Genomic DNA, 21945 nt, shown 5'->3' with positions numbered 1-21945 from the left:
TATGGATGAAGAAATGGTCACAAAGGTAAACAGCCGATGCTATCGGTTTCCAGAGGTTGATTTCGAGCCAGAAAGTCGCTCGTTGTATTGGAGAGATAGCGCGGTAACAACGTTGACATACGAAGAGTGCCGTCTTCTTGAAATGCTTTGCTATCACGCGGGCGAAGTGATTTCAGCGCGTGTTCTTTACACTGCAACGTCCTTGCCGGATTCTTCGTTTTCACAGCATCAAAATACCCTGTGCTCTCTGCTCTCAAAGTCCTACCATCAAGGCCACAAAGTGTTGCCACTTGATGTGGTCGGTGATTATGGTTATCGCATCTCGCTCCCGCAGAAAACCTATCAACGCGAAGCCGAAGCAGTGCCAGATCCGTCTACTCCGGATGTGCTCGATATTTATATTGATGAACCGATGCTCGAACCGCCTGCAAAAACATCCTACATACCAAAAGTATTAATGAGTGCCGTCGCGGCAGTGACCCTCTCTATCGGCGCATATTTGTACATCATCTAGTACAGCTGCATACACCTCTAAACACACGAACACTGCTCCTCGTTGTTTTTAACGGAAGCAGTGTTTTCATTTTTACGATGTCCAACCTGTGAAGGTTTTCTGGTTGATAGCGCCCATTTGGCTTAAAATGGTGAGGTTATTGCTACCGCTGGGTCTTCACTGTGAAATATGTTTTGGGTTTTGCGCTTATCGCGTTTTTTTACTTCCTTGGTTACTTTCTTGCCCAACTTATTCCACTCCCAATCCCAAGCAGTATCATCAGCATGCTATTGCTTTTCCTTTGCCTCACCACAGGGATAGTACCTGCAAGGTGGGTGAAAGATGCCTGCACCTTGTTAATCACCTTTATGCCGCTCTTCTTTATTCCAGCCAGCATGGGCCTGATGGATCACTTTGATCTTCTGTTTTCCCAGTCACTACCTTTACTGGGATCTACATTAGTCAGTTCCCTTGTTGTATTGATCGTCATGGCGAAAGTGATCGACAAGCACCAAGGGGAGCACAAGTAATGTGGATTATCGCGACCATCGTGGTTTATCTCATCGCACGTAAGATTGCCCTTCGAGTGAATCACCCCCTTTGCAACCCTCTTTTACTCAGTTTAATGGTGCTCATGCCCGCGGTTTTTTACACGGGCAATACCTATCAAACGTACTTTGCAGAAAACAAACCTATTCACCTGATGTTGGGTCCAGCCGTTATTGCTTTGGCCTACCCGCTTTATGAACAGTTGCACTTAATCAGACGTCACTGGCGTATCATTCTGATTGCATGTGCGAGTGCCAGTATCGCTTCCATGATCATCGGTACCGCATTTGCATTGCTTGTTGGGGCTAACGAACAAATTGCAGCGTCAGTATTGCCAAAGTCCATTTCGACTCCCTTTGCTTTGAGCACAGCGGAGCAAATTGGTGGTATACCTGCTGTTTCAGCTGCACTTGTAGTGGTAGCGGGATTGTTTGGCGCACTCATCGGCTATCCGTTGTTGAACGTATTAAACATCAAATCACCGTTAGCGCGTGGGTTATCAATCGGTGCGGTTTCTCACGCCATTGGCACCGCAAAAGCGGCTGAGTCAAATTACCAAGAAGGCGCTATTAGCTCACTGGCCCTCGTGATCTGCGGCATTTTCACCGCGTTACTGGCTCCTCTGGTTTTTCAACTTATGATGATTGCATTGGATTTCATCACGAAGTAGTGCCAGATCAAATGCAATCGTGAACATGTGATATCACTCTAATCGATGCAATGTTTAGGTTAGTTGCAATACTTAAGTGATTTTGATCACATTAAAGATGGGCGATTGTCTACTACAATAGTCGCCCATAAGACAACACACGGAGCCGACATGCGAGCCAGTGTTTTAGAAGCAATTCATGCTTTGCCTGCCCCTCTTAACGAGGCAATGTTAGAAATTGCCAAAGCCCCGCAATTTGATGCGACCATCAGTGCTGATGCGTTTGATTCTCTGAAAAGCCTTAGCGGTTTATCCGATGCGGATCTGCGCGTTGCCTTGTTACCGGTTGCTGCCGCCTATTCCGTTGCACCTATTTCGACGTTCTACGTCGGTGCCATTGCACGAGGCAATTCTGGCCGTTTGTACTTTGGTGCCAACATGGAGTTTGAAGGCGTTCAACTCAACCAATCTGTACACGCAGAACAATCAGCTATCAGCCATGCGTGGATTAAGGGTGAAACGTCGCTAAAAGACATCACCATAAACTACAGCCCTTGTGGTCACTGTCGCCAGTTTATGAACGAACTGAATGGCGCAGAACACCTCGAAGTACAATTACCACAACGTGAAGCGCAATCGCTACACAGCTACCTGCCAGAACCTTTCGGCCCGTCAGATTTGGGTATCAATGAGCCATTGCTTGCGGCCAAAAGCCACGGCCTGTCTGCGGAAGACACCTGCCCATTAACCAATGCGGCGATCCTTGCAGCAAACATGAGCCATGCGCCATACACCAATAACTTCTGTGGTGTTGCCATCCGTGATAAAAGCGGCCAGATCTTCTCAGGCATGTACGCAGAGAATGCGGCGTTCAACCCGAGTTTGCCGCCGCTTCAAGTGGCATTGATTGCTATGAACCTTGCTGATGTGGCACAAAAAGAGATCGAAGAAGTGATGCTGGTTGAGAATGCAAACAGCAGCATCAGTTACCTGCAAGACACGCAAGGCATGCTAGAAGCGCTAAACCCAGATATTCCTCTGAGTTATTTAGCCATCTAGTCCATAGCTTGATGGAATAAACATCAGGATTGCAGCAAAACGCCGGAGATCGCCGGCGTTTTCGTTATTAACACTTTCCCTTCGCAAAATATTCGCTACTATCACCGTCACTTATCCAAATTTAGACATACGCATGAGCCAACCACATAACCCCATTCTCGGCGCGACTTGGATGCTAACTGCTGGTATCTGCTTTGCCATGGTGAATAGCATTGCACAGTACGTGAGCTTCAAAATGCAGCTCCCCTCCACGACAGTTGCCTTTATTCAGTACTTCATTGCACTGTTGGTCATGGTGCCGTGGCTGAGAAGCATGGGTATCCGAAACGCATTGAAGACAGAACATTTAGGCATGCACTGCTTACGTGTGTTCTTCTCTGTGATTGGTATTCAGCTATGGCTGTGGGCTCTCGCGTACCCTGTACCGATTTGGCAAGGTATTGCCCTTCTCATGACATCTCCGCTTTTCGCCACCATAGGTTCAGGTTTGTTCCTCGGCGAGCGTGTCGGGCCTGCGCGATGGTTTGCGACCATCAGTGGTTTCATAGGTGCGATGATCATCCTAGAGCCTTGGGGGGATAACTTTAACTGGGCGACCTTGTTGCCAGTTGGTGCGGCATTCTTTTGGGCGACCTACTCATTGATGGTGAAGAAGCTGTCCCATCACGACAGCCCAACCACCATGGTGGTTTACCTTCTGTTGCTGATCACCCCTTTCAACATACTGCTTGCCGTCCCTGACTGGACAATGCCAACAGGTAACCTCGTTTGGGGCATGCTGATTGGAGCAGGGCTTTTCACAGCATTGGCGCAATGGGCAATCGCTAAAGCCTATGCGGTGGCAGACGCATCCTTCGTGCAACCTTTTGACCACGCAAAACTGCCATTGAACGTACTCTTTGGTTTCCTTGTGTTTGGCTGGGTACCACCAGGTCGACTCTGGTTAGGTGCAGCCATCATTATTGGTGCAGTGTTCTTCATCACCCATTGGGAAACGCGCAAATCCAACACTGCACAATGATCATCAAGCCGCCATCATTGGCGGCTTTTTATTCCCCTCTCACTTCACTTTCGTCTTTGTTTGATTAACTGGCGGATTGCTTTATTTTTAATCAAATCAGAAGCATAACCGCATATCAATCTACCTAAATCACAATAGCAAACGCTTGCGCAAACGATTGCTTAAGGTAAAATCACCGCCAGAATTTCGCTTTGATGGATGAATATCATGTTTGGAACTGCAACACGCCCTAGTGCGACCCGCGTTTTACTCCTAGGTTCTGGCGAACTGGGTAAAGAAGTCGCCATTGAATGCCAGCGTTTAGGCATTGAAGTTATTGCATGTGACCGTTACGCCGATGCACCTGCTATGCAAATTGCTCACCGCAGCCACGTTGTAGATATGCTGGATGGCGATGCACTCGCTGACATCATCGCAAAAGAAAAGCCAGATTACGTTGTACCCGAAATTGAAGCCATTGCGACCGACCGATTGGTTGCGCTGGAGCAACACAGCGTGAATGTCGTGCCTACTGCACGCGCAACGCAACTAACAATGAACCGTGAAGGCATTCGTCGCCTTGCCGCAGAAGAACTTAACGTCCCGACGTCGCCTTATGAATTCGCAGACACCAAAGAGGCATTCGTTGCAGCCATTGAACGCATTGGTACGCCGTGTGTGGTAAAGCCAGTAATGAGTTCATCTGGCAAAGGCCAAAGCGTAGTGAAATCACCCGCAGACATTGATAGCGCATGGAGCTATGCGCAAGAAGGTGGCCGTGCAGGCGCTGGTCGCGTTATCGTCGAAGGGTTTGTTGAGTTTGATTATGAAATCACCTTGCTGACGGTCAGTGCGGTTGATGGCATTCATTTCTGTGCGCCGATTGGCCATCGCCAAGAAGACGGTGATTACCGCGAATCATGGCAGCCACAAGCAATGAGCGACAAAGCACGTCAAGCCGCTGAAGACGTTGCGCGCAAAGTGGTGACGGCATTGGGTGGGCACGGCTTGTTTGGCGTTGAACTTTTCATTAAAGGTGATGACGTGCTCTTTAGCGAAGTCTCCCCTCGCCCACATGACACTGGCATGGTGACATTGATTTCTCAGGACGTGTCCGAATTTGCGCTTCATGTTCGCGCATTCCTTGGCTTGCCTATCGGCGCTATTCGTCTTTATGGCCCATCTGCATCCGCCGTGATTCTTGGCGAAGGCACATCGACAAACATTTCGTTCAGTGGTTTGAGCGACGCGCTTGCGTTACCAGACACACAAGTGCGTTTATTTGGTAAACCAGATATCGACGGTCGCCGTCGATTAGGTGTCGCGCTCACACGCAGCGACGACGTAGACAGTGCAGTGAGTAAAGCCGTCACTGCGGCAAGCACAGTCAACATCCACTTCAATGATTAACGCTCTGCGTTAACCAAGCCATTCCATAACCAAATAAGCAAAAGCGCCTCAGTGCATGTCACTGAGGCGCTTTTCGTGGTTCTGGTCAGTAAAATAAACACTGAGCAAAGGAAAGCTTATTACGGCTTTTCAATCAACCAGACTTCTTCGGCAAAGTAGCTCGCTCCTTTGCCTGATGGTGGACGCGACGCGTCATCATCACGATGCAAAAACGTCACGTTACACCCTTCAAACAATGCCTTCACAGCATCCGCATTCACACTGAACGGTGGGCCAGACATTTCATCTTGCGGGTAATCCAACGTTACAAGCAGGATCTTTCCGCCAGGCGCTAGCAACGACAAGAGATGAGAGGCGTATTGTCCTCTTAACGATTCAGGCATGGCGATAAGTGCAGCGCGATCGTAAATAAGCGGATACGTTGAAAGTGGCGCAGTAAAGAAGTCACCACTGTATACCGACAACTCATCAAACTCATACAGCTTATGTGACCCACTGATCTGTGTAACAAGCGGGGTATACAAATGCTCGGCAAAGAAGCCTCTCACCGCAATGTCACTCAATTCAACGCCAACCACGTTATTGTGATTTGAGGCCAACCAAGACAGATCGACCGACTTGCCACACATCGGTACCAACACAGATTGATCACGTGTTGGTGACAGCGCTGGCCAGTATTTCACCAATAGCGGATTGGTCTCTGTTAAATGAAATCCAATTCGATTCTCTGCCCAACGGCCGTGCCAAAACTCTTGATCCATGACGCTACTCTTTTTGTATAAACCTGTAATTCCGCCATGATAACAACCGTTAGTAATAATCTACATAGCGATGAGTGATTATCAATACTGATAGAACGCACACTAATTCGTTATTGATAAAGAAAAAAGGCGATCTAATTCACGTTGTTTTCCTCTTTCCTATTGTTATCTGATAAAAATAAAACTACTGTACACACATACAGTACTGGATAGTTAAACAGGACAGACAGATGAAAAACACATTTGCGATCTCTCATTCAGCACAGCACACACAAGCGACGTCTCCAGCTGTGCGTGAACATTATGCGCGCCTTGCGGCAGGCTCTCGTAGTTTTCAGCCCGCATCGCACATCGCTGCATCACAACGCGGTCTGTCATTTGGCAACCTCGTCTCTGTCAATGTTTACCAAAACAACATGAGCGAGTTGGCTTACCTGTTACGAATGCTAAAAACCATAAGCCAAACTCATCGTTGGATCACGCTGATTGCCCCGCCATCTTCATTTTGTCTATCACTGTTTACGCAGGCAGGCATCAGCCCACAACAAATCCGTATTGCACGCGCCACGGCGACACATAACCCAGAAGCCTTAATGAAAAAAGCGCTTCAGTCAGACACCTCTGCTGCGGTTATCGCTTTTGGTGATATCGAGAACTTCGCTGATGCCAACGAAGACGAAGGCAATGCTACACCTTGCTTTGTTATTAACGGATTACCGAGCCGCTTGCACTGATTTCTTAACATTTAGAATACGCAATCTCTGTTTGCATTTCTGACACCGCTTTCGTGGCCACTGCCCTGCTATTTGCGCTTTACATAGCAGGCCACGAAGGCGTAACCTTCCGCTTCATTTTCCCCGCAGGACGTGCCATTACTCCAAAGCCCTCTTAAATCGCAACTTTTATCGCAACTTTGAAAAACGCCAGAAAAGACCTTTCATTATACTTTTTCACTTTCAATGGCATTTTTAAAGGCAGTGTTTTGAGTAATAAATTGGACCTTAAAGCGCTAACTGCGCTCGTGATTGGCTCGATGATTGGAGCCGGCGTATTTAGCCTTCCCCAGAATATGGCTGCGGTAGCAAGTCCTGCAGCAGTGACGATTGGCTGGGTGATTACGGGGTTCGGCATGATATGCCTTGCGCTGTCTTTCCAATATCTCACAGAGCAAAAACCACAGATTACTGGCGGCGTGTTTGGCTATGCACAAGCGGGCTTTGGGGATTTGTGCGGATTTTTTTCAGCGTGGGGTTACTGGCTAAGCGCTGCGGTCGCGAACGTTTCCTACCTTGTCATTGTGTTCAGTACGCTTGGGTTATTCTTCGACACTGACACGGCCGTTTTATTCGGTAACGGCAACACACTCCTATCTGTGGTACTGTCTTCGCTACTGATTTGGTTGATGCACTTTTTAGTTTTAAGAGGCGTACAAACCGCAGCGATCATCAATTACATCACCACCATCGCTAAACTCATTCCGATCATTGTTTTTATCGTAGCGGCCCTCATCGCATTTCGCTGGCACACCTTTACCTTGGATTTTACGGGCATGCACCTGCCTGGAGAAAAGAGCCTCTTCGATCAAGTCAGAGAAACCATGCTGATCACCGTATGGGTATTTATCGGTGTCGAAGGTGCTGTGGTGGTATCCAGCCGCGCGGAGAACCGCAAAGATGTGGGACGCGCGACCATTCTGGGTCTTCTAACCTCATTGTTTCTCTACGTTGCCGTTACTTTGCTCTCGATGGGTGTGGTATCAACACCCGAACTGGCAAAGTACCAAAACCCGTCAACCGCTAAAATTCTTGAAGCCTTGATTGGCGAAACAGGCGTAGTGATCATTGGTGTGGGATTGATTATTTCAGTGTGTGGGGCATTTCTAAGCTGGACACTACTGGCAACTGAGACCCCTTATACCGCGGCGAAAGATGGCATGTTTCCGAAGTGTTTTGCCATCACCAATAAAAACGGCACGCCAACACGGTCCCTTTTGCTCACCAGCAGTGTGGTGCAATTTTGCCTGATTGTGATGTACCTGATTGGCGGTGGCTATGATGATCTGCTGACCATTGCGTCAGAGATGATCTTGGTTCCCTATTTGTTGGTCGCGAGCTACCTGCTCAAATTGTCATTTACAGGAGTGAACAATACGCGTATCCGTGCAATTGCCTCACTCGCGACGATATATGGATGTTGGCTATTGTTTGCATCCGGTCTTCACCACCTATTGCTCGCAGCCTTGCTTTATTTGCCAGGCATCGCATTTTACATGGCGGCGAAGCAAGAGAATCATCAAGCGGCTTTTGAAGGGCGTAACCGTTTATTGCTCGCGTTCATTCTGATTGCGGGGTGTGCGGCGGGGTATTTGGTGTTTAGTGGCGCGACATTACAGTGACGCACCGACACGCTTATCAACATGTTTACCTAAAGAAAACGCCACATCACGTGGCGTTCTTCGTTTTCATTGCAACACATAGCCATTCCGTCTCGCCCTTGTGCTGGACAATGTCACAGCGTGTACGCCGACGAATTTTATCCAGCTCGCTGTCATCAAGCGCATAGGGCAACATGATATTCAGTGCGGTGATGTGCTGTTTTTTAGCCTCATCAATCAAACGAATGAGGTTGGACACATCGCTGTAATGCGCCGACAAAGTGCCGCTCACAGAATGCAAGAAGGCTTCACTGGGGAAGTCGTCATACTCTTCTATGGTTTTACGACGCCATCGAGATATTTGTGCGTGTAAGGCTTGCGTAAACGTCCAATGTTCTCGGCTAGACTCACTCAAAAAGTGGGTGTAATCAAAATTTACAGCATGCGACATAGTACTTTCAGTTAGTTCGAAACGGCCCGTCATCCTGCGCTCCGTTAATGATCAGTTTGTAGTTTTTGTTTATGGCAACACACTCACAAATGCGGCAATTCCCCGCCTAAATCAGCATGTTTAGATCCTTGTATCTTAGAGCCAATATATGCCGATAAAACACAAAATCTCAGCAAAAAATGAAAAATTTGGTGCTGATCATCGTTTAAATTCTTTCGAACTATAAACACATAAAACGCAGCTACTTGCCATTAACAAACAATTAAAAACCACCCAAAAATAGACACAAAAAAACCAGCCCTAGGGCTGGCTTAAAAACAGAAAACATCTGCGAAATTACAGTGCGATTAAAGTGCTTTGTACATCACTTTATTGCCTGCCAATTGAACGCGTTCAACAACGCCTTCTTCCGCCAATTTTTTCAATGCTGATGTCGCCCAAGAAGCTGCTTTTGCTTCTTCTTGACCTGCAGCAAGACCAATCCCTTTTGGATTGATGCCTTCCGCATTCTGACGAACAATATCCAGCACTTGTTGTTGTTTAGGTGTCAGAGAAATTTCTGAAACAATTTTTGCCGTTTCGGCTTTTTGCTCAACAACCGGCTTTGCTACAGCAGCAACTTTCGCTGGTGCTTCTTTAGTCACAGTTTTAGCTGCAAGTGATTTTGCTGCTTTGATGTGTTTTTGAAGCTTAAGTTGAACTTTACGTTTATGAGAGATTTTCATTAAATCGTCCTACTCCGATGCACTACGTTCAGCATCCCCTGAAACCGCAGGGTGAAAAACAAAGCGCGTTTTATACCAAAAAACGGATGCGTTTTGTAGCTTTAACGAAGCACTGGCGCGAAACTTGAGTCAAGTCTCGGAAACCCATTGTGATTTTGTTTATTTATCGCGCAGACGCATTCCTTTGAGCATGTGATCTGACTACGCTTAACAAAAGTAATAGAAAGGAAGCCCACACAGAAGTGAAAAAGAATTTGCTGATTTATCCCCCGAATCAACATGTCGGTAAATACTTTACGGTCGCGGTTGTCGCGCTCGCCATCATCGTGTTGTCCCTAATTCTGATAAATCCACAGGTAAAAGCTGTACCCGCCTTCTTGGGCCTTTGTCTATTGTGTGGCTTGGGTTTGTACATTTCACGCGTTATCGATGAACAGCGAATTTCCTTCTCTCTGTCAAACATGCACCTCCAACATCACACCCCCAAAGGCGGCTGGAGCGTGAAATGGCGAGACATTCGCGAGATCGGTATTCCGAGTGTGTCGCAAGAAGGCTGGCATCACCCTTTACCTTGGGTAGGTATTCGTCTGAAAGACTACGAACCGCTCTTGGACAGCATCAGTTTTCGCTTAGCAAGCCATATCATTATGGAACAACGAGGATTATTGCTGAGTGCATATCGGCGAGCAGAGGAGCCCAACACCACACCACTAGAAGACATGATGTTTGATGATAAACCTTATGTGTCTCCTACGGGAAAAACCTACAAAGGCTTGGTAGCGATGTTGGCAAATCGCATGGCCTATAACCGAGAACTGTTAGGTTACGACGTTTTTGTTAGCGAAGATTTACTGGACAGGCCGTTGGAAGATTTTGTGGGGTTAACACGCCAATACTTAGCATCAGCAGGCAGGCTTTCAGCTTTAGAACAATGACACAGCAGCCTTCGCTGCTGCGCCATTTTCACACGAGGTGTATCACCAAATTGGCATTTCATCAGCCACGTAAGGGTTGTTCTTTCTTTCATTACCAAACGTCGACGTTGGACCGTGTCCCGGAATGAAAGTGATGTCGTTACCCAGTGGGAACAGCTTGTTTTTGATTGAGCTAATCAATGTCGCATGATCCCCTTTCGGAAAATCGGTACGACCAATGCTGCCGTTGAACAGCACATCACCCACCCACGCCAATTGATCTTCTTCACTCACAAGCACCACGTGACCTGGCGTGTGTCCCGGCGTGTGGATCACTTTAAGCGTGCTTTCGCCCAAGGTGATTTCATCACCGTCTTGAAGCCACTGGTCAGGATCAAACGGTTCAGTGCGTGCAAAGCCAAACATGTCACTTTGAGCAGGCAATGCTTGCAGCCAAAATGCATCTTGTTTCTCAGGGCCAATCACTGGCACTGAATAGGCAGATCTGACTTCTTCTGTGCCGCCAACGTGATCTAAATGACCATGCGTCAGCAACACCTTTGTGATATTCACACCCAGATCGTTCACCTTCGCGACGAGCTTTGCCACATCGCCGCCTGGATCAACCAACGCTGCTTCGTGAGTTTTATCGCACCAAACGATAGAACAGTTTTGTTGAAAGCCGGTAACGGGAACAATTTCAAACTTCAATGCCATAAAAGAATCCGTGAATTATCGAAAAATACTGAAAACGGGCAAAGCATAGCATGGGTGCGCGAAGAGTTTAACGCCACACAATGTGCTGCGCGCACATACATGGCATTTGACAATAATAATCATAAGGTTACTGCTGTACATCCTCGATTGTCATCCCTCTGAAAGAACCCTGCCACCAGCTTGTCACTGCACTGAAACAACAACGTCATTAAGGATCAGTAGCGTAAAGCCGTGAATCAACTTGTTAATCACTCATCAACGGATGCTTATGAACCCCATACACGTTCGAACGATTTGGATATCTGATCTCCATTTAGGTAACAAAGATTGCAAAGCCCACTACCTGCTTAACTTTCTACATCGCCACCAAGCAGACACCATTGTTTTGGTCGGTGATATCGTTGATTTCTATTCAATGAAATTCTCACGCCATTGGCCAGAAAGCCACAGCCAAGTGTTATCACTCCTGATTGATCGCGCTCACCAAGGCACACGCGTCATCTACATTCCAGGCAACCATGATGATGTTGTAAGGAAATACTTAAAATTCGATTTTGGTAAAATAGAAGTACGTGCACATCACATACACGAAACAGTGCAAGGGAAAAAGATATTGGCCGTGCATGGTGATGAGTTTGATAGCGCGGTATGCCACAGCCGCTTGACCGCCATCGCTGGTGATATGGGGTATGACTTTCTGCTTTTTCTCAATCGCTGGATGTCGAGGATCCGTCAGAAACTTGGTTTCCCTTATTGGTCGCTCGCGTCCTACATCAAACTGCGTGTGCAATCTGCCAACGTGGCAATCTCTCGTTTCGAAAACGCCGCAGTTCAATTTGCCCAGCGAAAAAATGCTGACGCCATCGTGTGTGGGCACATCCATCACCCAGACATGAAAACCATGGGTGACACCTTGTACCTGAATGATGGTGATTGGATTGAAAACTGCACAGCGTTAATTGAACAAGACGACGGCGCGCTTGAATTGATTCGGTGGACAGAAAAGCCAGAGCTAATTGCGGCATACAACACCTTGTTTCCACAAGCCTCCTACAAACAACCCGCTCAGGAAGAAGAGGCCGCGTAAGCGGCATGATGAGTGAAAGGACCAGTATGTTTAGTATCGATGCACTTTTAGAAAACAAATACCCAACGATAGCGGATAAACCTTGGTTGGCACGCCCCGTCAGCGCTACGCTTCAACGTCTTCTGCATCAACAAGCCTTTGTCGATTTTGCCGAGCGATACCCATACCTCAAAGGGTTTGAGTTTGTAGAACAAGTTCTGGATTACTTCACATTCAGCTACGCAACGAGTGACAGAGAGCGCGAACGTATTCCTTCCACCGGGCGCGTTGTCATTATCGCCAATCACCCTATTGGCTCGCTTGATGGCTTGGCCTTACTCAAATTGGTTCGCGAGATTCGCACTGACGTTAAAGTGGTCGCCAATAACCTGCTCATGCAGATTAAACCGCTTCACAGTTGCCTGCTCCCCGTGAACAACATGTCAGGGGGCACGCCAAAAGAAAACCTCAGAAACATTGATGCTTGGCTGCGTAATGAGGGGGCTATAATCATCTTCCCCGCAGGCGAAGTGTCGCGATTGGGCGCGACTGGCGTGAGAGATAAAGAATGGCACAGCGGTTTTCTTCGCATGGCGAGCAAAGCGAGCGCCCCTATTTTGCCCATTCATGTCGATGGGCGAAATTCGGCGATGTTTTATGGGGCCTCCTTGGTGTACAAGCCCCTATCAACCTTACTCCTCGTCAATGAAATGTTTGCGCAAGAGGACAACAAAATCACCTTTACTATCGGTGAAAGCATTCCTTATTCAAGCTATAACACCAGCGCCAATTTACCCCATAAAACCCGCGTCAAGTTGTTCAAGAAACACCTCTACAACATCGGTAAAGGCAAAGAGGGTGTGTTCCCCACCGAGTCAGCCATCGCATCTCCCGAGCCAAGGTTGGCGCTAAAAGAAGAGATTGCGCAAAGTGAACGCCTTGGTGAGACGCCGGATGGAAAAGAAATCTACTTATACCGTTATCACGCAGAGTCTCATGTAATGCGAGAAATAGGGCGATTACGAGAAGTGGCCTTTCGCGCTGTAGGAGAGGGAACAGGACAGCGAAGGGACATCGATAAGTACGACCAACACTATTTCCACTTAGTGCTTTGGGACCCAGCAGCGCTGGATATTGTTGGCGCTTATCGATTCTGTGATACCCAAGCCGTGATTGCGCAGCACGGTAAAGAAGCCCTGTATACACATTCACTTTTCAACTTTGAACAAGGTATGACGTCAAAACTGGATTCAGGCCTTGAATTAGGCCGCAGCTTTGTTCAGCCGAAATACTGGGGCAAACGCAGCTTGGAGTATCTCTGGCTCGGCATAGGTGCTTTCCTTACCAAACACCCTCACTATCGTTATTTATTTGGCCCAGTCACCATCAGTAACGCTTTGCCGCAACCCGCCAAAGAGTTGCTTATCTTTTTTTATCGCACCTACTTTGGTTCAGATCAGTCAGTCGCGCGATCTAAGCGCCCTTTCCATATGGATACACAAAAAGAAAATGAGTTGGTTCGGCATTTTCGAGGCGATGACTACCCAGCAGATTTGAAAACCCTCAAAGCACTGTTAGACAATCTCGGAACGGGTATTCCCACCCTTTACAAACAATACAGTGAGCTTTGCGAACCCGGGGGAGTGCAGTTCATTGACTTTAATATTGACCCAGATTTTGCAGATTGTATTGATGGCTTGGTCATGGTGGACATGACTAAGCTAAAGGAGAAGAAACGTCAGCGATACATCACAACGAACCTGAAAAAGGCCGAACCAGAAACCGTTTAAAGTGCGCTTTCATTGAGGGGCAGACTTCGCGGTTAAAAAGGTCAAAGACGACCACAAAAAAAGGCACGTAATGTGCCTTTCTCTTTCCCAAAAGGATGAGGTTATCTGACGTGAGAAGTTACCCTCTCCAGGTCCTTACAGGGCCCGTGTCAACGTGGATAAAACCGCTTCGCGGATAATAACCAACACCACCAGCTTTTAATGAGAGAGCAGCATCTTTTAACGTTGCGAGCGGCACGCCTTCAATGAAGATATCCATGGCTTGCCCTGTCATGTGATAGCTCTTCTTCGCTTGACCACCACCGCCCTTTCTTAGCATCTCATTCGTTGCTGGCGAGCGATAACCCGATACCATAGTAATCGGCGATTTGGCGCTCACTAGCCCGCAGATTGCAGCGAGTTGATCATAAAGCAGTGGGTCCATGTCGGTTTCAACATTTCGACGGTGATCGCGACATAAGTGGTTAAGGGCTTGCAGTTCTTTTTCATTGTACTGCTGGCCATTGAAATAACAAACATCAAGGTGCTCACCCGTGTTTATGCTTGTCATTGCCAAATTACGCGGTTTCCCTGCCGTTAGGGGCAGCGCAAACGCTGCATTCGGTAGTGCTACCGCAACTACACACGCCGCACCGCCAAGAATTAGGCGACGACGTTGGGTATCCAAACCATTTTTCACAAGTTACAACTTCCCAAAGGTAAATCTTATAAAAAGAGTCCGAACGACTAGCGAAACACGCCTTTGTTTAAGAAAGACTCTCGAAACACCGTGAAATCTAACGGGAGAGAGGGAAGGAATCAAACTCGTACGTGTATCTTTAGTGAGTCAATCGCTGTAAATAGCAGCGTTTCATGATGATTTATCATCACTTTTTATCATTGTCAGTAAAGTGTAAAAATATGCAATTGTGTTGCCTTGAGCATATTTCCACCCGATCACACGCCCTTATTGCCACAAAAAAGCGCAGTGATGAGAAGTGTCATCACTGCGCTTTAAATCATTTATCTGTTTTGTAGATACCCGATCCTTTTAAGAATCTAGCTCGTCAAAACTCAGCCATTACGATTGATTTGTGCTCGCCGTTAAAGACGCTGATGGATCGATAGTACGCTTTGGTCGAGCGTCGTAATCATACACATCATCACGGAATTGCACTTCACCGTCCTCGTTCACCCATGCGGTTTGATAGATCGTGTGCACGCTAATCTTCTTGCGTAGCGTAACCCACTTGGTCTTGGGGGTTTTACGGTAGTAATCGTAGTCACCCATTTCAAGGCCTGATTTATCTAACAACACCTCAGCCAACACCTCCGCTTTTTGAACACGAATACACCCTGAACTGAATGCTCGGCTTGCGCGATTAAACAAACCTTTAGCAGGCGTATCGTGAAGGTAAATCGCGTTACCATTCGGCGTATTAAATTTGTAGCGACCTAACGCGTTAAAGTTACCCGGCGATTGCTGTAGTCGATACGGGAAATTGTTGGGTGTTACCGTTTCCCAATCAATCGAATCAGGTGGAATCACTTCACCGTTAGACCAGCTGCTTAACACGGTATAGCTGTGTTTGGACAGGTAATCATTATCCACACTGACTTTAGGCAAAATGTCTTTGCGCATGATGGTCACAGGCACATTCCAATGAGGATTGAAAACCACGGAATCCAAACGTGATGTGAACAATGGCGTGCGGCGACTTGGTCTTCCCACCACCACTTTACTGTCGAGAATCAGCTGTTTATCCATCCACAATTCCATTTCGTAATTTGGGATGTTGACCAGCAAAATGCGATCGCGCCCTGTTGGCCACAGCCGCAAACGTTCCATATTCAGCGCAAGGATCTGAATGCGATTATCAACGGACTTATTCAACCAATAACGGGTCTTGTTGCCAATCACGCCATCAGTTTTTAGGCCGTGGCTTTGTTGGAAGCGCTTCACCGCTTGCACCATCACCGCATTATAGAAACCTACATGCTTGAGTTTTAAGCGTTGTGCTTCTTCTGTGCTTAATACACCGTGACGCTCTAAGCTCGTGATCAAGCTATCCGAGTCCACCAGCTTGTTACCGTGTTTGATCAACCCACGCTGAGTAAACTTAGGCCAGTAGCTGGTGTTTTCATCTTGCAATGCCACGATGGCTTTTGCCATTTCACGGTACTGTGATGTTTCAGGACGCAACGAAAACGCATAGTCATAAAGTGCATTGCGGCTAGCTGCCATCAAAAGGTTTGTGGTCTGCGTTTTTGTTGGTGAGGGGAATGTGTCGTTAATGTCCGTACCGAAGAACCAGCTTTTGCCGTGCAAAGGCACTTGGGAGTTGTAGCTAATCAACGCAAGTAGACTGTCTGTTGCGAACACGTCATAGGCGCGCCAATCGCCACTCACTCTCAATTCTCTGAGCAGCACAGCACGCCACTCAAATTCTTGACTGATCCCAGCTAATGAAATGATATTGATCTGCGTTTCGAGCTCATCTTTGGCACGGTAATCGTGCCAAATTGGGGAAAAAGAAAAGTACTCGTAGATCATCGCCAAATCTTGGGTGTAGGTCACTACACCCGATTCAGCTTCAGCTTGTTGTATCCATGTAATTGCATTTTCAGACGGTTTGTTTGGCTCAACATTGCCTACATTTGCCCACACTGGAAGAGGGAGCAAAGCGAAAACCAGTAGTGTCTTAAAAAGCATGCGAGCGAAAACCATGCACCACCTCCATTTAGAGATCATAGTATGGCAAACGTCACAATTTTCGTTATCGGATTTTTTATGAATCTTTCAAAACAAAGAGTTAGAAAAGCGTCATTCTAAAGCATTACCCAATGATTATCCCAATGAACCTCAGATGTCTGAAATTCAATGTTTTTTTGTACATTCTGTATTACTAATCTACCACTTCCGGCGCTAAGCGCGAATCTATCTGGCTTTGCGGCTGCTCCCGATGCATCCAACAAGGGGCCAAGCTCTTCCAATTCACCGGATTCAATGTTCCAAATTCCATAACAATTGCCGCGAGGTGAGGTCGCCACAATCTGTGATTCTGTACACGCCACACTGCCGATGTATTGATTAAAACGGCTCCACTGTTCAGTTGTGGCGACAAGTTGTTGATACTCACCACTTAATCGGCGAATCGCGAGCAAAGGTTGGACATCATCTTTGCTGCCTCTGTATTGTTGCGCCGTGACTATTTCCCCTTTTGTCGACATGGCCAAATGTCGAATACTCATTTGGTGGTCAGGCAAAGTGTGAATACCCAGAACTTTTCCAAAATGAATGTCAATCAACACCAATGACGGTGACATGGTCTCGATATTCAATGGCTCGCGGCCTTGCGTTTGAATGCCGCCCACCGCTAACGCCAATGTGGAATGATCAATCGCCATGATTTCATGAGGCCCAAGCCCGAAGCCTGTATGCTCTCCCACCCTATCAAGGGTGCCATCTTGCCAGATTTGGTAAATGCCAATCACACCATTGCTTGTCGTTCGCTCTCCTTCGCTGGTGTAGAGCTTGTCGCCCACCACCACGCCGTGCCCATAGAGGTGGTAACGCTCTGACACACTGTATGTAGAAAGCAACTTACCGGTTTGGATCTCTACAACCGTGATGAACTCACCTGGTCGTCTCGAAAAAATAAAGGCGAAGTCTCGAATACGGTCAATGGCAACACCATGACCACGGGTGGACAAAGGTACTGTGTAACAGGGTTCTCCCTGCGCATTCGCACCGGTAAACACGTAGCCGTCGTTGCCATCTTGCGCACAGCCAAGAAAGGCTACCGTATTGTCGTCTTCACACTTTTTGTACGTTGCGTAACCTGCAATACCACTTCCTACAACAAGTCCAGCAATGGAAAGGGAAAGAAAGCGGCGTCGTTTCATGCTGACGCCGTGAGGGGATGAAGCCAAGATCTAGTCTCCGTCTGTCGAATTAAACCCAACCACCATACCCAACGCTGGGCCAACTTCATCAGATAAAGCCAACTTCAGGTATTCAAGGTTATTTGAAAGACCAATCAATGATCGATAATTTTCGGGGGTGTCTAGTAGTGGCTTGAGTGCATCGCCCGATGGCACACTCGTCACCGTGTCTTGCCAATGCTTGGTCAATCTATCTGCCAGTTCTGTTTTTTGTTTGGCGCGCAGAACAACATCCAGATCAGTCAAATATAACGCATACATTGCCGCGACATTGTCTTTAATAAGCGTCAATGAAACCTTTGATCGCCACGCTTCCGCTTGAAAAGGTTTTGGATAGCCCGGCTTACCCATTGGTAAGGACAACTTCTTCATCACGAAATCAAGCTGACCTGCCAACATGCTGACACTTGCTGCATTGAGTGCTTTCTCTGACTGATCTTTCCACGGGTCTTGTTCCCAAGCTTGGGATAAGCCTTCCGCCGATTGAATAAGACGCTGAGAAACAGCACGTGCCAATGCACATCTATTTTCTGTGTCGCCCGTTGTTTTAGGTTCATAAATCAGCCATTCAAGCGCACCTACCCCTTGAACAGACACACTTTGCTTTGCCAAGGCTTCAGCGGAGTATGGGCCTTCTGATTTCAATAATGCCGTTATCTTCCGCCCCGTCGTGTTTTTCTTATCTGGGTAGAATTGAATTTGCCAATTTAACGAAGCGGCTGCAGGATTACTTGTTTCAATACCTTGCAATGGCATCCAGGCTTTCATCGTATCGACCCACGCTGATTTCACCTCCGTCGTGTCCAATGAACCTGCACTGCATGCTTTTTCAACGGCTGAAGACAAACCGGTTGCTTGAGAAACAAACGTCGCGGCATGCGTCTTTTGCAGCAACCATATTGAGTGTTCTTCTTCGCCAGCAAATGCCACTGGAACCTTAATATTGAATGGAGCGTCAATATCGCAGCCTGACATTAGTGACGTTGTAACCAAAATAGCTGCCATTGAATAACGAGAAGGGGTAGATATAAATGTCATTGTCTTCTCCTACATAGAATTAAGGAAAGCAACCAGTGCTTCTCGTTCTTGTTTGTTCATTTTCAGTACACGTTGCTTACTGGCTTTCGCCTCTCCACCATGCCATAACACAGCTTCTAACGCGTTTCGCGCTCGACCATCATGCAAATAGTGGGTGTGCCCATTCACCTCTTGCGTATAACCTAAACCCCATAGAGGTGCGGTACGCCACTCTTGTCCGTTCGCGATAAATTCATTCCGGTTGTCTGCTAACCCCTCTCCCATGTCATGCAAAAGAAGATCGGTATAAGGATGAATGGTTTGGTTGCTCAACGCGGGACGACCTTCAATGGATGCTGTCTTAAGGCTTGTCTGGTGACAGCTTCCACAATCCGCTTCGGCGAACAGCGTTTCACCGGCCATTACTTGCGGGTCGTCGATATTCCGACGCGCTGGCACAGCAAGGTGCTGACTATAAAATTCCACAAAATTCAGAATCTTTTCAGAAACCTCAGGCTTACCACCGTTGGGTAAGGTATCGCAGGAAGACTGAGAAGAAGTGCAGTTTTCGACTGAAAAAAGATGACTTGTTAAGCCTAAGTCACCGTTAAAAGCTGCCGCGTTTTGCTGCATTAACGTGGGCTGACCTGCTTTCCAGCCAAATCGGCCTATGACGGATGCATTCTTCTTGATATCCCAAACCCTGTTTACACGCCCTGAGATGCCTCGGTTCGCTTTCGTCTGCTTTTCGGCAATTGCGGTAAGTTGCGATGCTGGCACAGCCTCAAGCAGCCCGAGCCCAATCATTGGCGGTGCGATCCTCAACGACATTTCTGTGTCAGGGTGCATGTCGCCGTAATGCAAATCAGACAGCACGATGATGGGCTTTCGCAACGTTACTTCGGTGCCATCCGTAAAGGTTTCTACGTGCGTTTCAAAATGAATATTGACCTTTGCTTCGGGTTCAACGCCCGGCAACGCAAAATCTTGTAGTTGGCCACCATAATTGGGTTCAGGAATGTTTCCATCCATGATCAATTGTTTTTGCTGTTCCGCCGTCATCGCGGGAATGCTTAAGCGGATGAGCATAGAAACCGCATTATCATCCCCCGCTTCGGGTAAATGACCGCGCCCATCTTTGATATGACAGTTTTGACAACCGTTGGTATTGAAAAGCGGACCAAGACCATCTCTCGCATCTGTTGATGCGGGTGCACTCACCCAAGGGTTTCTAAAAAAGCTGTTCCCAACACTGAAATCGATGCGTTCGGATAAAGGAAGATTCGATGCGGGTTGCGAAAAGGCATTTGCGCCTTGTTTGAATGTGGTAGTCGCGCCACCAGAACGAACATCATCGGCAAAGGAAGGCATGGCGAACGCCACTAAAAGGCTAAGTACCGGATACTTCATTATTTCGTCCAATTGAAAATATACATGTATTCTTTGATTGTTTTTGTCGCCGTTCAGCAACACCAAATGCGATAAAGCACGAAACAGAATTATCGATTCAGAAAAACGCCAAAAGCCCCCATGTGGGGGCTTCGAATAAGCATGGTGACATTAGAACTGATGATCAGCGGTATCTGGGCTCAGATTGGTAATACCAATCGCGCCCGCTGCTTGTTCAATGCTACGTGTTTGCTGAACCAATGCGGCAATGGCGCCATTTACCAACGCGTTGCCTTCTGCATTGTCTGCAGCAATCAGTTGGTCAAAGTAAACATTGTTTTTCTCTGCAGATTCCACCAGCTTAAAGACTTCGCTGCGCGCGTTATCAAAATCAGCTTTGATCATCGCTGCTGCTTTTGGATCAGACGCTTTCACTAACTCAAGCACCGATGGCCCAGACAGTTTTTCACCGTCTAAACGCTGGTAAGTCCCCGTCATGACGTTGTAAATACCTTGCTCGTTGTAGAAGTGTGAATTATGTGTGTTGTCTGAAAAACAATCGTGCTCATCTTCCGTAGAGTTTGCTTCCAGTGCGACTTTCATGCGCTCACCAGCAAGTTCACCAAGAGAGAGTGACCCCATGCCAAACAACATTTTGCGCAAACCGTTTTGAGCAGAATCGTTCAATAGTGCCGCGCGGTAATTGTCAGCTTGGGTGGCAGACCACTGGCCCTCCATCCAAGTAAGATCAGTAATAAGAAGCTCAGACGCTGCTTTTAGGTAGTCAGCACGACGGTCACAGTTTCCATTGGTACATGAATCACCTGACGCAAAATCTGTGTAAGGACGCTCACCCGCACCTGGGTTTGTGCCGTTTAGATCCTGACCCCAAAGCAAAAACTCAATGGCGTGGTAACCGGTTGCAACGTTGGCTTCAGAACCACCAAGTTCGTTCAGTGATGCAAGCAGCTCTGGCGTAATGGTGTTTACGTCTAACGTTTCACTACCGATTTTCAATGAAGTATTTGAAACGATGTTAGCGACAGCGCCCGCGTTGCCCAGCTCATATTGGTAATCTTGCGCAACGTAATCGATCAAGCCTTCATCCAACGGCCAAGCATTCAACTGCCCTTCCCAATCGTCAACGACAGCATTACCAAAACGAAACACTTCCGATTGTTGGTAAGGCACACGAGAAACCAGCCACGCCTGACGTGCTTCGTTAAGTGTTTTTTCTGATGGTTTAGCAATCAACGCATCAATGGCGCTGTCCAGTTGTTTTGAGGTGACAAGTGCGTCGCTGAACGTTGCATGAGCAATGTCTGCATAGTTTTCAACGACGGCTTTTGGTGTGGCGGCAAAAGTGGCGAAAGAAACGGCTGATAATGCCAAAACTGAGAAGGCTGAAGCCAAAGGGGTGCGCATCATAATCTTTCCTTGAGTATGTGAATTGTTACCAGTTGTTGCAATTGATAACGATTATTACATTCATACTCAGTTAATTTCAAATGCTAATGATAAATAATATCATTTAGTTTTAGTTTTCACTCTTTCCTCTCACTCTTTTACGCCTTAGTTTGCATACCTCATGCAATTGCTACGTAACCAAATTAGGACACAAGCGAGATTGAAGCCAAATGAGTTCGCATAATCAGCG

21 protein-coding genes are annotated in these 21945 nt (G+C 47.2%); 11 read left to right on the top strand and 10 right to left on the bottom strand.

Annotated elements, in window-relative coordinates:
• Position 1 precedes the first annotated feature (1 nt).
• The 6 genes from BM082_RS12555 to purT all read left to right on the top strand — a co-directional run bounded on the left by BM082_RS12555 (position 2) and on the right by purT (position 5160).
• On the top strand, positions 2 to 514 hold the full coding sequence (locus BM082_RS12555) for a hypothetical protein (protein WP_017008317.1): 513 nt from the start codon (positions 2 to 4) through the stop codon (positions 512 to 514).
• Positions 515 to 675: 161 nt separating this feature from the next.
• Complete coding sequence (locus BM082_RS12550) at positions 676 to 1023, top strand: CidA/LrgA family protein (protein ID WP_017014659.1); 348 nt, start codon at positions 676 to 678, stop codon at positions 1021 to 1023.
• Positions 1023 to 1712, top strand: coding sequence for an LrgB family protein (locus BM082_RS12545; RefSeq protein WP_017008319.1), 690 nt, complete (start codon positions 1023 to 1025; stop codon positions 1710 to 1712). The genes BM082_RS12550 and BM082_RS12545 overlap by 1 nt, the downstream gene beginning before the upstream one ends.
• A gap of 150 nt (positions 1713 to 1862) precedes the next feature.
• Positions 1863 to 2750, top strand: coding sequence for a cytidine deaminase (gene cdd, locus BM082_RS12540; RefSeq protein WP_017014660.1), 888 nt, complete (start codon positions 1863 to 1865; stop codon positions 2748 to 2750).
• Between the two features lie 133 nt (positions 2751 to 2883).
• Entirely contained in the window at positions 2884 to 3771 is an 888-nt protein-coding gene (locus BM082_RS12535) for a DMT family transporter (RefSeq protein WP_074927139.1), read from the top strand.
• A gap of 207 nt (positions 3772 to 3978) precedes the next feature.
• The gene (gene purT / locus BM082_RS12530) at positions 3979 to 5160 is read left to right on the top strand and encodes a formate-dependent phosphoribosylglycinamide formyltransferase (protein WP_074927137.1); all 1182 of its coding nucleotides are present in this window, start codon (positions 3979 to 3981) and stop codon (positions 5158 to 5160) included.
• A 119-nt stretch (positions 5161 to 5279) separates the two neighbouring features.
• Here purT and BM082_RS12525 read toward each other — a convergent pair whose 3' ends face one another.
• Positions 5280 to 5921 (bottom strand): thiopurine S-methyltransferase, encoded by a 642-nt coding sequence (locus BM082_RS12525; protein ID WP_074927135.1) that lies wholly within the window; start codon positions 5919 to 5921, stop codon positions 5280 to 5282.
• A 230-nt stretch (positions 5922 to 6151) separates the two neighbouring features.
• Here BM082_RS12525 and BM082_RS12520 point away from each other — a divergent pair, with 230 nt between their 5' ends.
• Together BM082_RS12520 and BM082_RS12515 are read left to right on the top strand one after the other, a co-directional pair.
• The gene (locus tag BM082_RS12520) at positions 6152 to 6655 is read left to right on the top strand and encodes a hypothetical protein (protein ID WP_074927133.1); all 504 of its coding nucleotides are present in this window, start codon (positions 6152 to 6154) and stop codon (positions 6653 to 6655) included.
• 248 nt (positions 6656 to 6903) lie between these two features.
• On the top strand, positions 6904 to 8316 hold the full coding sequence (locus BM082_RS12515; protein ID WP_244276012.1) for a basic amino acid/polyamine antiporter: 1413 nt from the start codon (positions 6904 to 6906) through the stop codon (positions 8314 to 8316).
• Positions 8317 to 8362: 46 nt separating this feature from the next.
• Here the strand turns inward: BM082_RS12515 and BM082_RS12510 are convergent, their stop codons facing one another.
• Both BM082_RS12510 and BM082_RS12505 read right to left on the bottom strand, forming a co-directional pair.
• A complete protein-coding gene (locus tag BM082_RS12510; RefSeq protein ID WP_017009109.1) occupies positions 8363 to 8779 on the bottom strand; it encodes a hypothetical protein in 417 nt (138 codons plus the stop codon).
• A 314-nt stretch (positions 8780 to 9093) separates the two neighbouring features.
• Positions 9094 to 9471 (bottom strand): hypothetical protein, encoded by a 378-nt coding sequence (locus BM082_RS12505; protein ID WP_017009108.1) that lies wholly within the window; start codon positions 9469 to 9471, stop codon positions 9094 to 9096.
• Between the two features lie 242 nt (positions 9472 to 9713).
• On the opposite strand from BM082_RS12505, the gene BM082_RS12500 reads away from it, so the two are divergent.
• Entirely contained in the window at positions 9714 to 10406 is a 693-nt protein-coding gene (locus BM082_RS12500; RefSeq protein WP_017009107.1) for a DUF2982 domain-containing protein, read from the top strand.
• 42 nt (positions 10407 to 10448) lie between these two features.
• Here the strand turns inward: BM082_RS12500 and BM082_RS12495 are convergent, their stop codons facing one another.
• Positions 10449 to 11102 (bottom strand): MBL fold metallo-hydrolase, encoded by a 654-nt coding sequence (locus BM082_RS12495; RefSeq protein WP_017009106.1) that lies wholly within the window; start codon positions 11100 to 11102, stop codon positions 10449 to 10451.
• Between the two features lie 268 nt (positions 11103 to 11370).
• On the opposite strand from BM082_RS12495, the gene BM082_RS12490 reads away from it, so the two are divergent.
• The gene (locus BM082_RS12490; RefSeq protein ID WP_017009105.1) at positions 11371 to 12189 is read left to right on the top strand and encodes a UDP-2,3-diacylglucosamine diphosphatase; all 819 of its coding nucleotides are present in this window, start codon (positions 11371 to 11373) and stop codon (positions 12187 to 12189) included.
• Between the two features lie 26 nt (positions 12190 to 12215).
• A complete protein-coding gene (olsF, locus tag BM082_RS12485; RefSeq protein ID WP_074927129.1) occupies positions 12216 to 13958 on the top strand; it encodes a bifunctional ornithine lipid synthase OlsF in 1743 nt (580 codons plus the stop codon).
• A 118-nt stretch (positions 13959 to 14076) separates the two neighbouring features.
• Here olsF and mepK read toward each other — a convergent pair whose 3' ends face one another.
• From mepK to BM082_RS12455, 6 genes are all read right to left on the bottom strand, one after another.
• A complete protein-coding gene (gene mepK, locus BM082_RS12480) occupies positions 14077 to 14637 on the bottom strand; it encodes a peptidoglycan L,D-endopeptidase MepK (protein WP_017014670.1) in 561 nt (186 codons plus the stop codon).
• A gap of 381 nt (positions 14638 to 15018) precedes the next feature.
• Positions 15019 to 16665 carry a L,D-transpeptidase family protein gene (locus tag BM082_RS12475; RefSeq protein WP_017009102.1) on the bottom strand — a complete coding sequence of 549 codons (1647 nt, stop codon included), beginning with the start codon at positions 16663 to 16665 and terminating at the stop codon, positions 15019 to 15021.
• A 101-nt stretch (positions 16666 to 16766) separates the two neighbouring features.
• The gene (locus BM082_RS12470) at positions 16767 to 17870 is read right to left on the bottom strand and encodes a DUF1513 domain-containing protein (RefSeq protein ID WP_244276010.1); all 1104 of its coding nucleotides are present in this window, start codon (positions 17868 to 17870) and stop codon (positions 16767 to 16769) included.
• Positions 17871 to 17873: 3 nt separating this feature from the next.
• Entirely contained in the window at positions 17874 to 18920 is a 1047-nt protein-coding gene (locus tag BM082_RS12465; RefSeq protein ID WP_074927127.1) for an imelysin family protein, read from the bottom strand.
• Positions 18921 to 18929: 9 nt separating this feature from the next.
• Positions 18930 to 20309 (bottom strand): di-heme oxidoreductase family protein, encoded by a 1380-nt coding sequence (locus tag BM082_RS12460; RefSeq protein WP_074927125.1) that lies wholly within the window; start codon positions 20307 to 20309, stop codon positions 18930 to 18932.
• Between the two features lie 150 nt (positions 20310 to 20459).
• Entirely contained in the window at positions 20460 to 21716 is a 1257-nt protein-coding gene (locus BM082_RS12455; RefSeq protein ID WP_074927122.1) for an imelysin family protein, read from the bottom strand.
• Positions 21717 to 21945: the final 229 nt, after the last annotated feature.

Source organism: Enterovibrio norvegicus DSM 15893 (genome assembly GCF_900115495.1).
GTDB lineage: Bacteria > Pseudomonadota > Gammaproteobacteria > Enterobacterales > Vibrionaceae > Enterovibrio > Enterovibrio norvegicus.
This window is presented reverse-complemented; position numbering and strand designations above follow the sequence as displayed.

What these genes read in the sequence shown, in the direction of transcription:
- BM082_RS12555 (WP_017008317.1), top strand. Translation starts at nt 2, where the DNA reads ATGGATGAAGAAATGGTCACAAAGGTAAACAGCCGATGCTATCGGTTT.
- BM082_RS12545 (WP_017008319.1), top strand. Translation starts at nt 1,023, where the DNA reads ATGTGGATTATCGCGACCATCGTGGTTTATCTCATCGCACGTAAGATT.
- cdd (WP_017014660.1), top strand. Translation starts at nt 1,863, where the DNA reads ATGCGAGCCAGTGTTTTAGAAGCAATTCATGCTTTGCCTGCCCCTCTT.
- BM082_RS12535 (WP_074927139.1), top strand. Translation starts at nt 2,884, where the DNA reads ATGAGCCAACCACATAACCCCATTCTCGGCGCGACTTGGATGCTAACT.
- purT (WP_074927137.1), top strand. Translation starts at nt 3,979, where the DNA reads ATGTTTGGAACTGCAACACGCCCTAGTGCGACCCGCGTTTTACTCCTA.
- BM082_RS12525 (WP_074927135.1), bottom strand. Translation starts at nt 5,921, where the DNA reads ATGGATCAAGAGTTTTGGCACGGCCGTTGGGCAGAGAATCGAATTGGA.
- BM082_RS12520 (WP_074927133.1), top strand. Translation starts at nt 6,152, where the DNA reads ATGAAAAACACATTTGCGATCTCTCATTCAGCACAGCACACACAAGCG.
- BM082_RS12510 (WP_017009109.1), bottom strand. Translation starts at nt 8,779, where the DNA reads ATGACGGGCCGTTTCGAACTAACTGAAAGTACTATGTCGCATGCTGTA.
- BM082_RS12505 (WP_017009108.1), bottom strand. Translation starts at nt 9,471, where the DNA reads ATGAAAATCTCTCATAAACGTAAAGTTCAACTTAAGCTTCAAAAACAC.
- BM082_RS12495 (WP_017009106.1), bottom strand. Translation starts at nt 11,102, where the DNA reads ATGGCATTGAAGTTTGAAATTGTTCCCGTTACCGGCTTTCAACAAAAC.
- BM082_RS12490 (WP_017009105.1), top strand. Translation starts at nt 11,371, where the DNA reads ATGAACCCCATACACGTTCGAACGATTTGGATATCTGATCTCCATTTA.
- olsF (WP_074927129.1), top strand. Translation starts at nt 12,216, where the DNA reads ATGTTTAGTATCGATGCACTTTTAGAAAACAAATACCCAACGATAGCG.
- BM082_RS12475 (WP_017009102.1), bottom strand. Translation starts at nt 16,665, where the DNA reads ATGGTTTTCGCTCGCATGCTTTTTAAGACACTACTGGTTTTCGCTTTG.
- BM082_RS12465 (WP_074927127.1), bottom strand. Translation starts at nt 18,920, where the DNA reads ATGACATTTATATCTACCCCTTCTCGTTATTCAATGGCAGCTATTTTG.
- BM082_RS12460 (WP_074927125.1), bottom strand. Translation starts at nt 20,309, where the DNA reads ATGAAGTATCCGGTACTTAGCCTTTTAGTGGCGTTCGCCATGCCTTCC.
- BM082_RS12455 (WP_074927122.1), bottom strand. Translation starts at nt 21,716, where the DNA reads ATGATGCGCACCCCTTTGGCTTCAGCCTTCTCAGTTTTGGCATTATCA.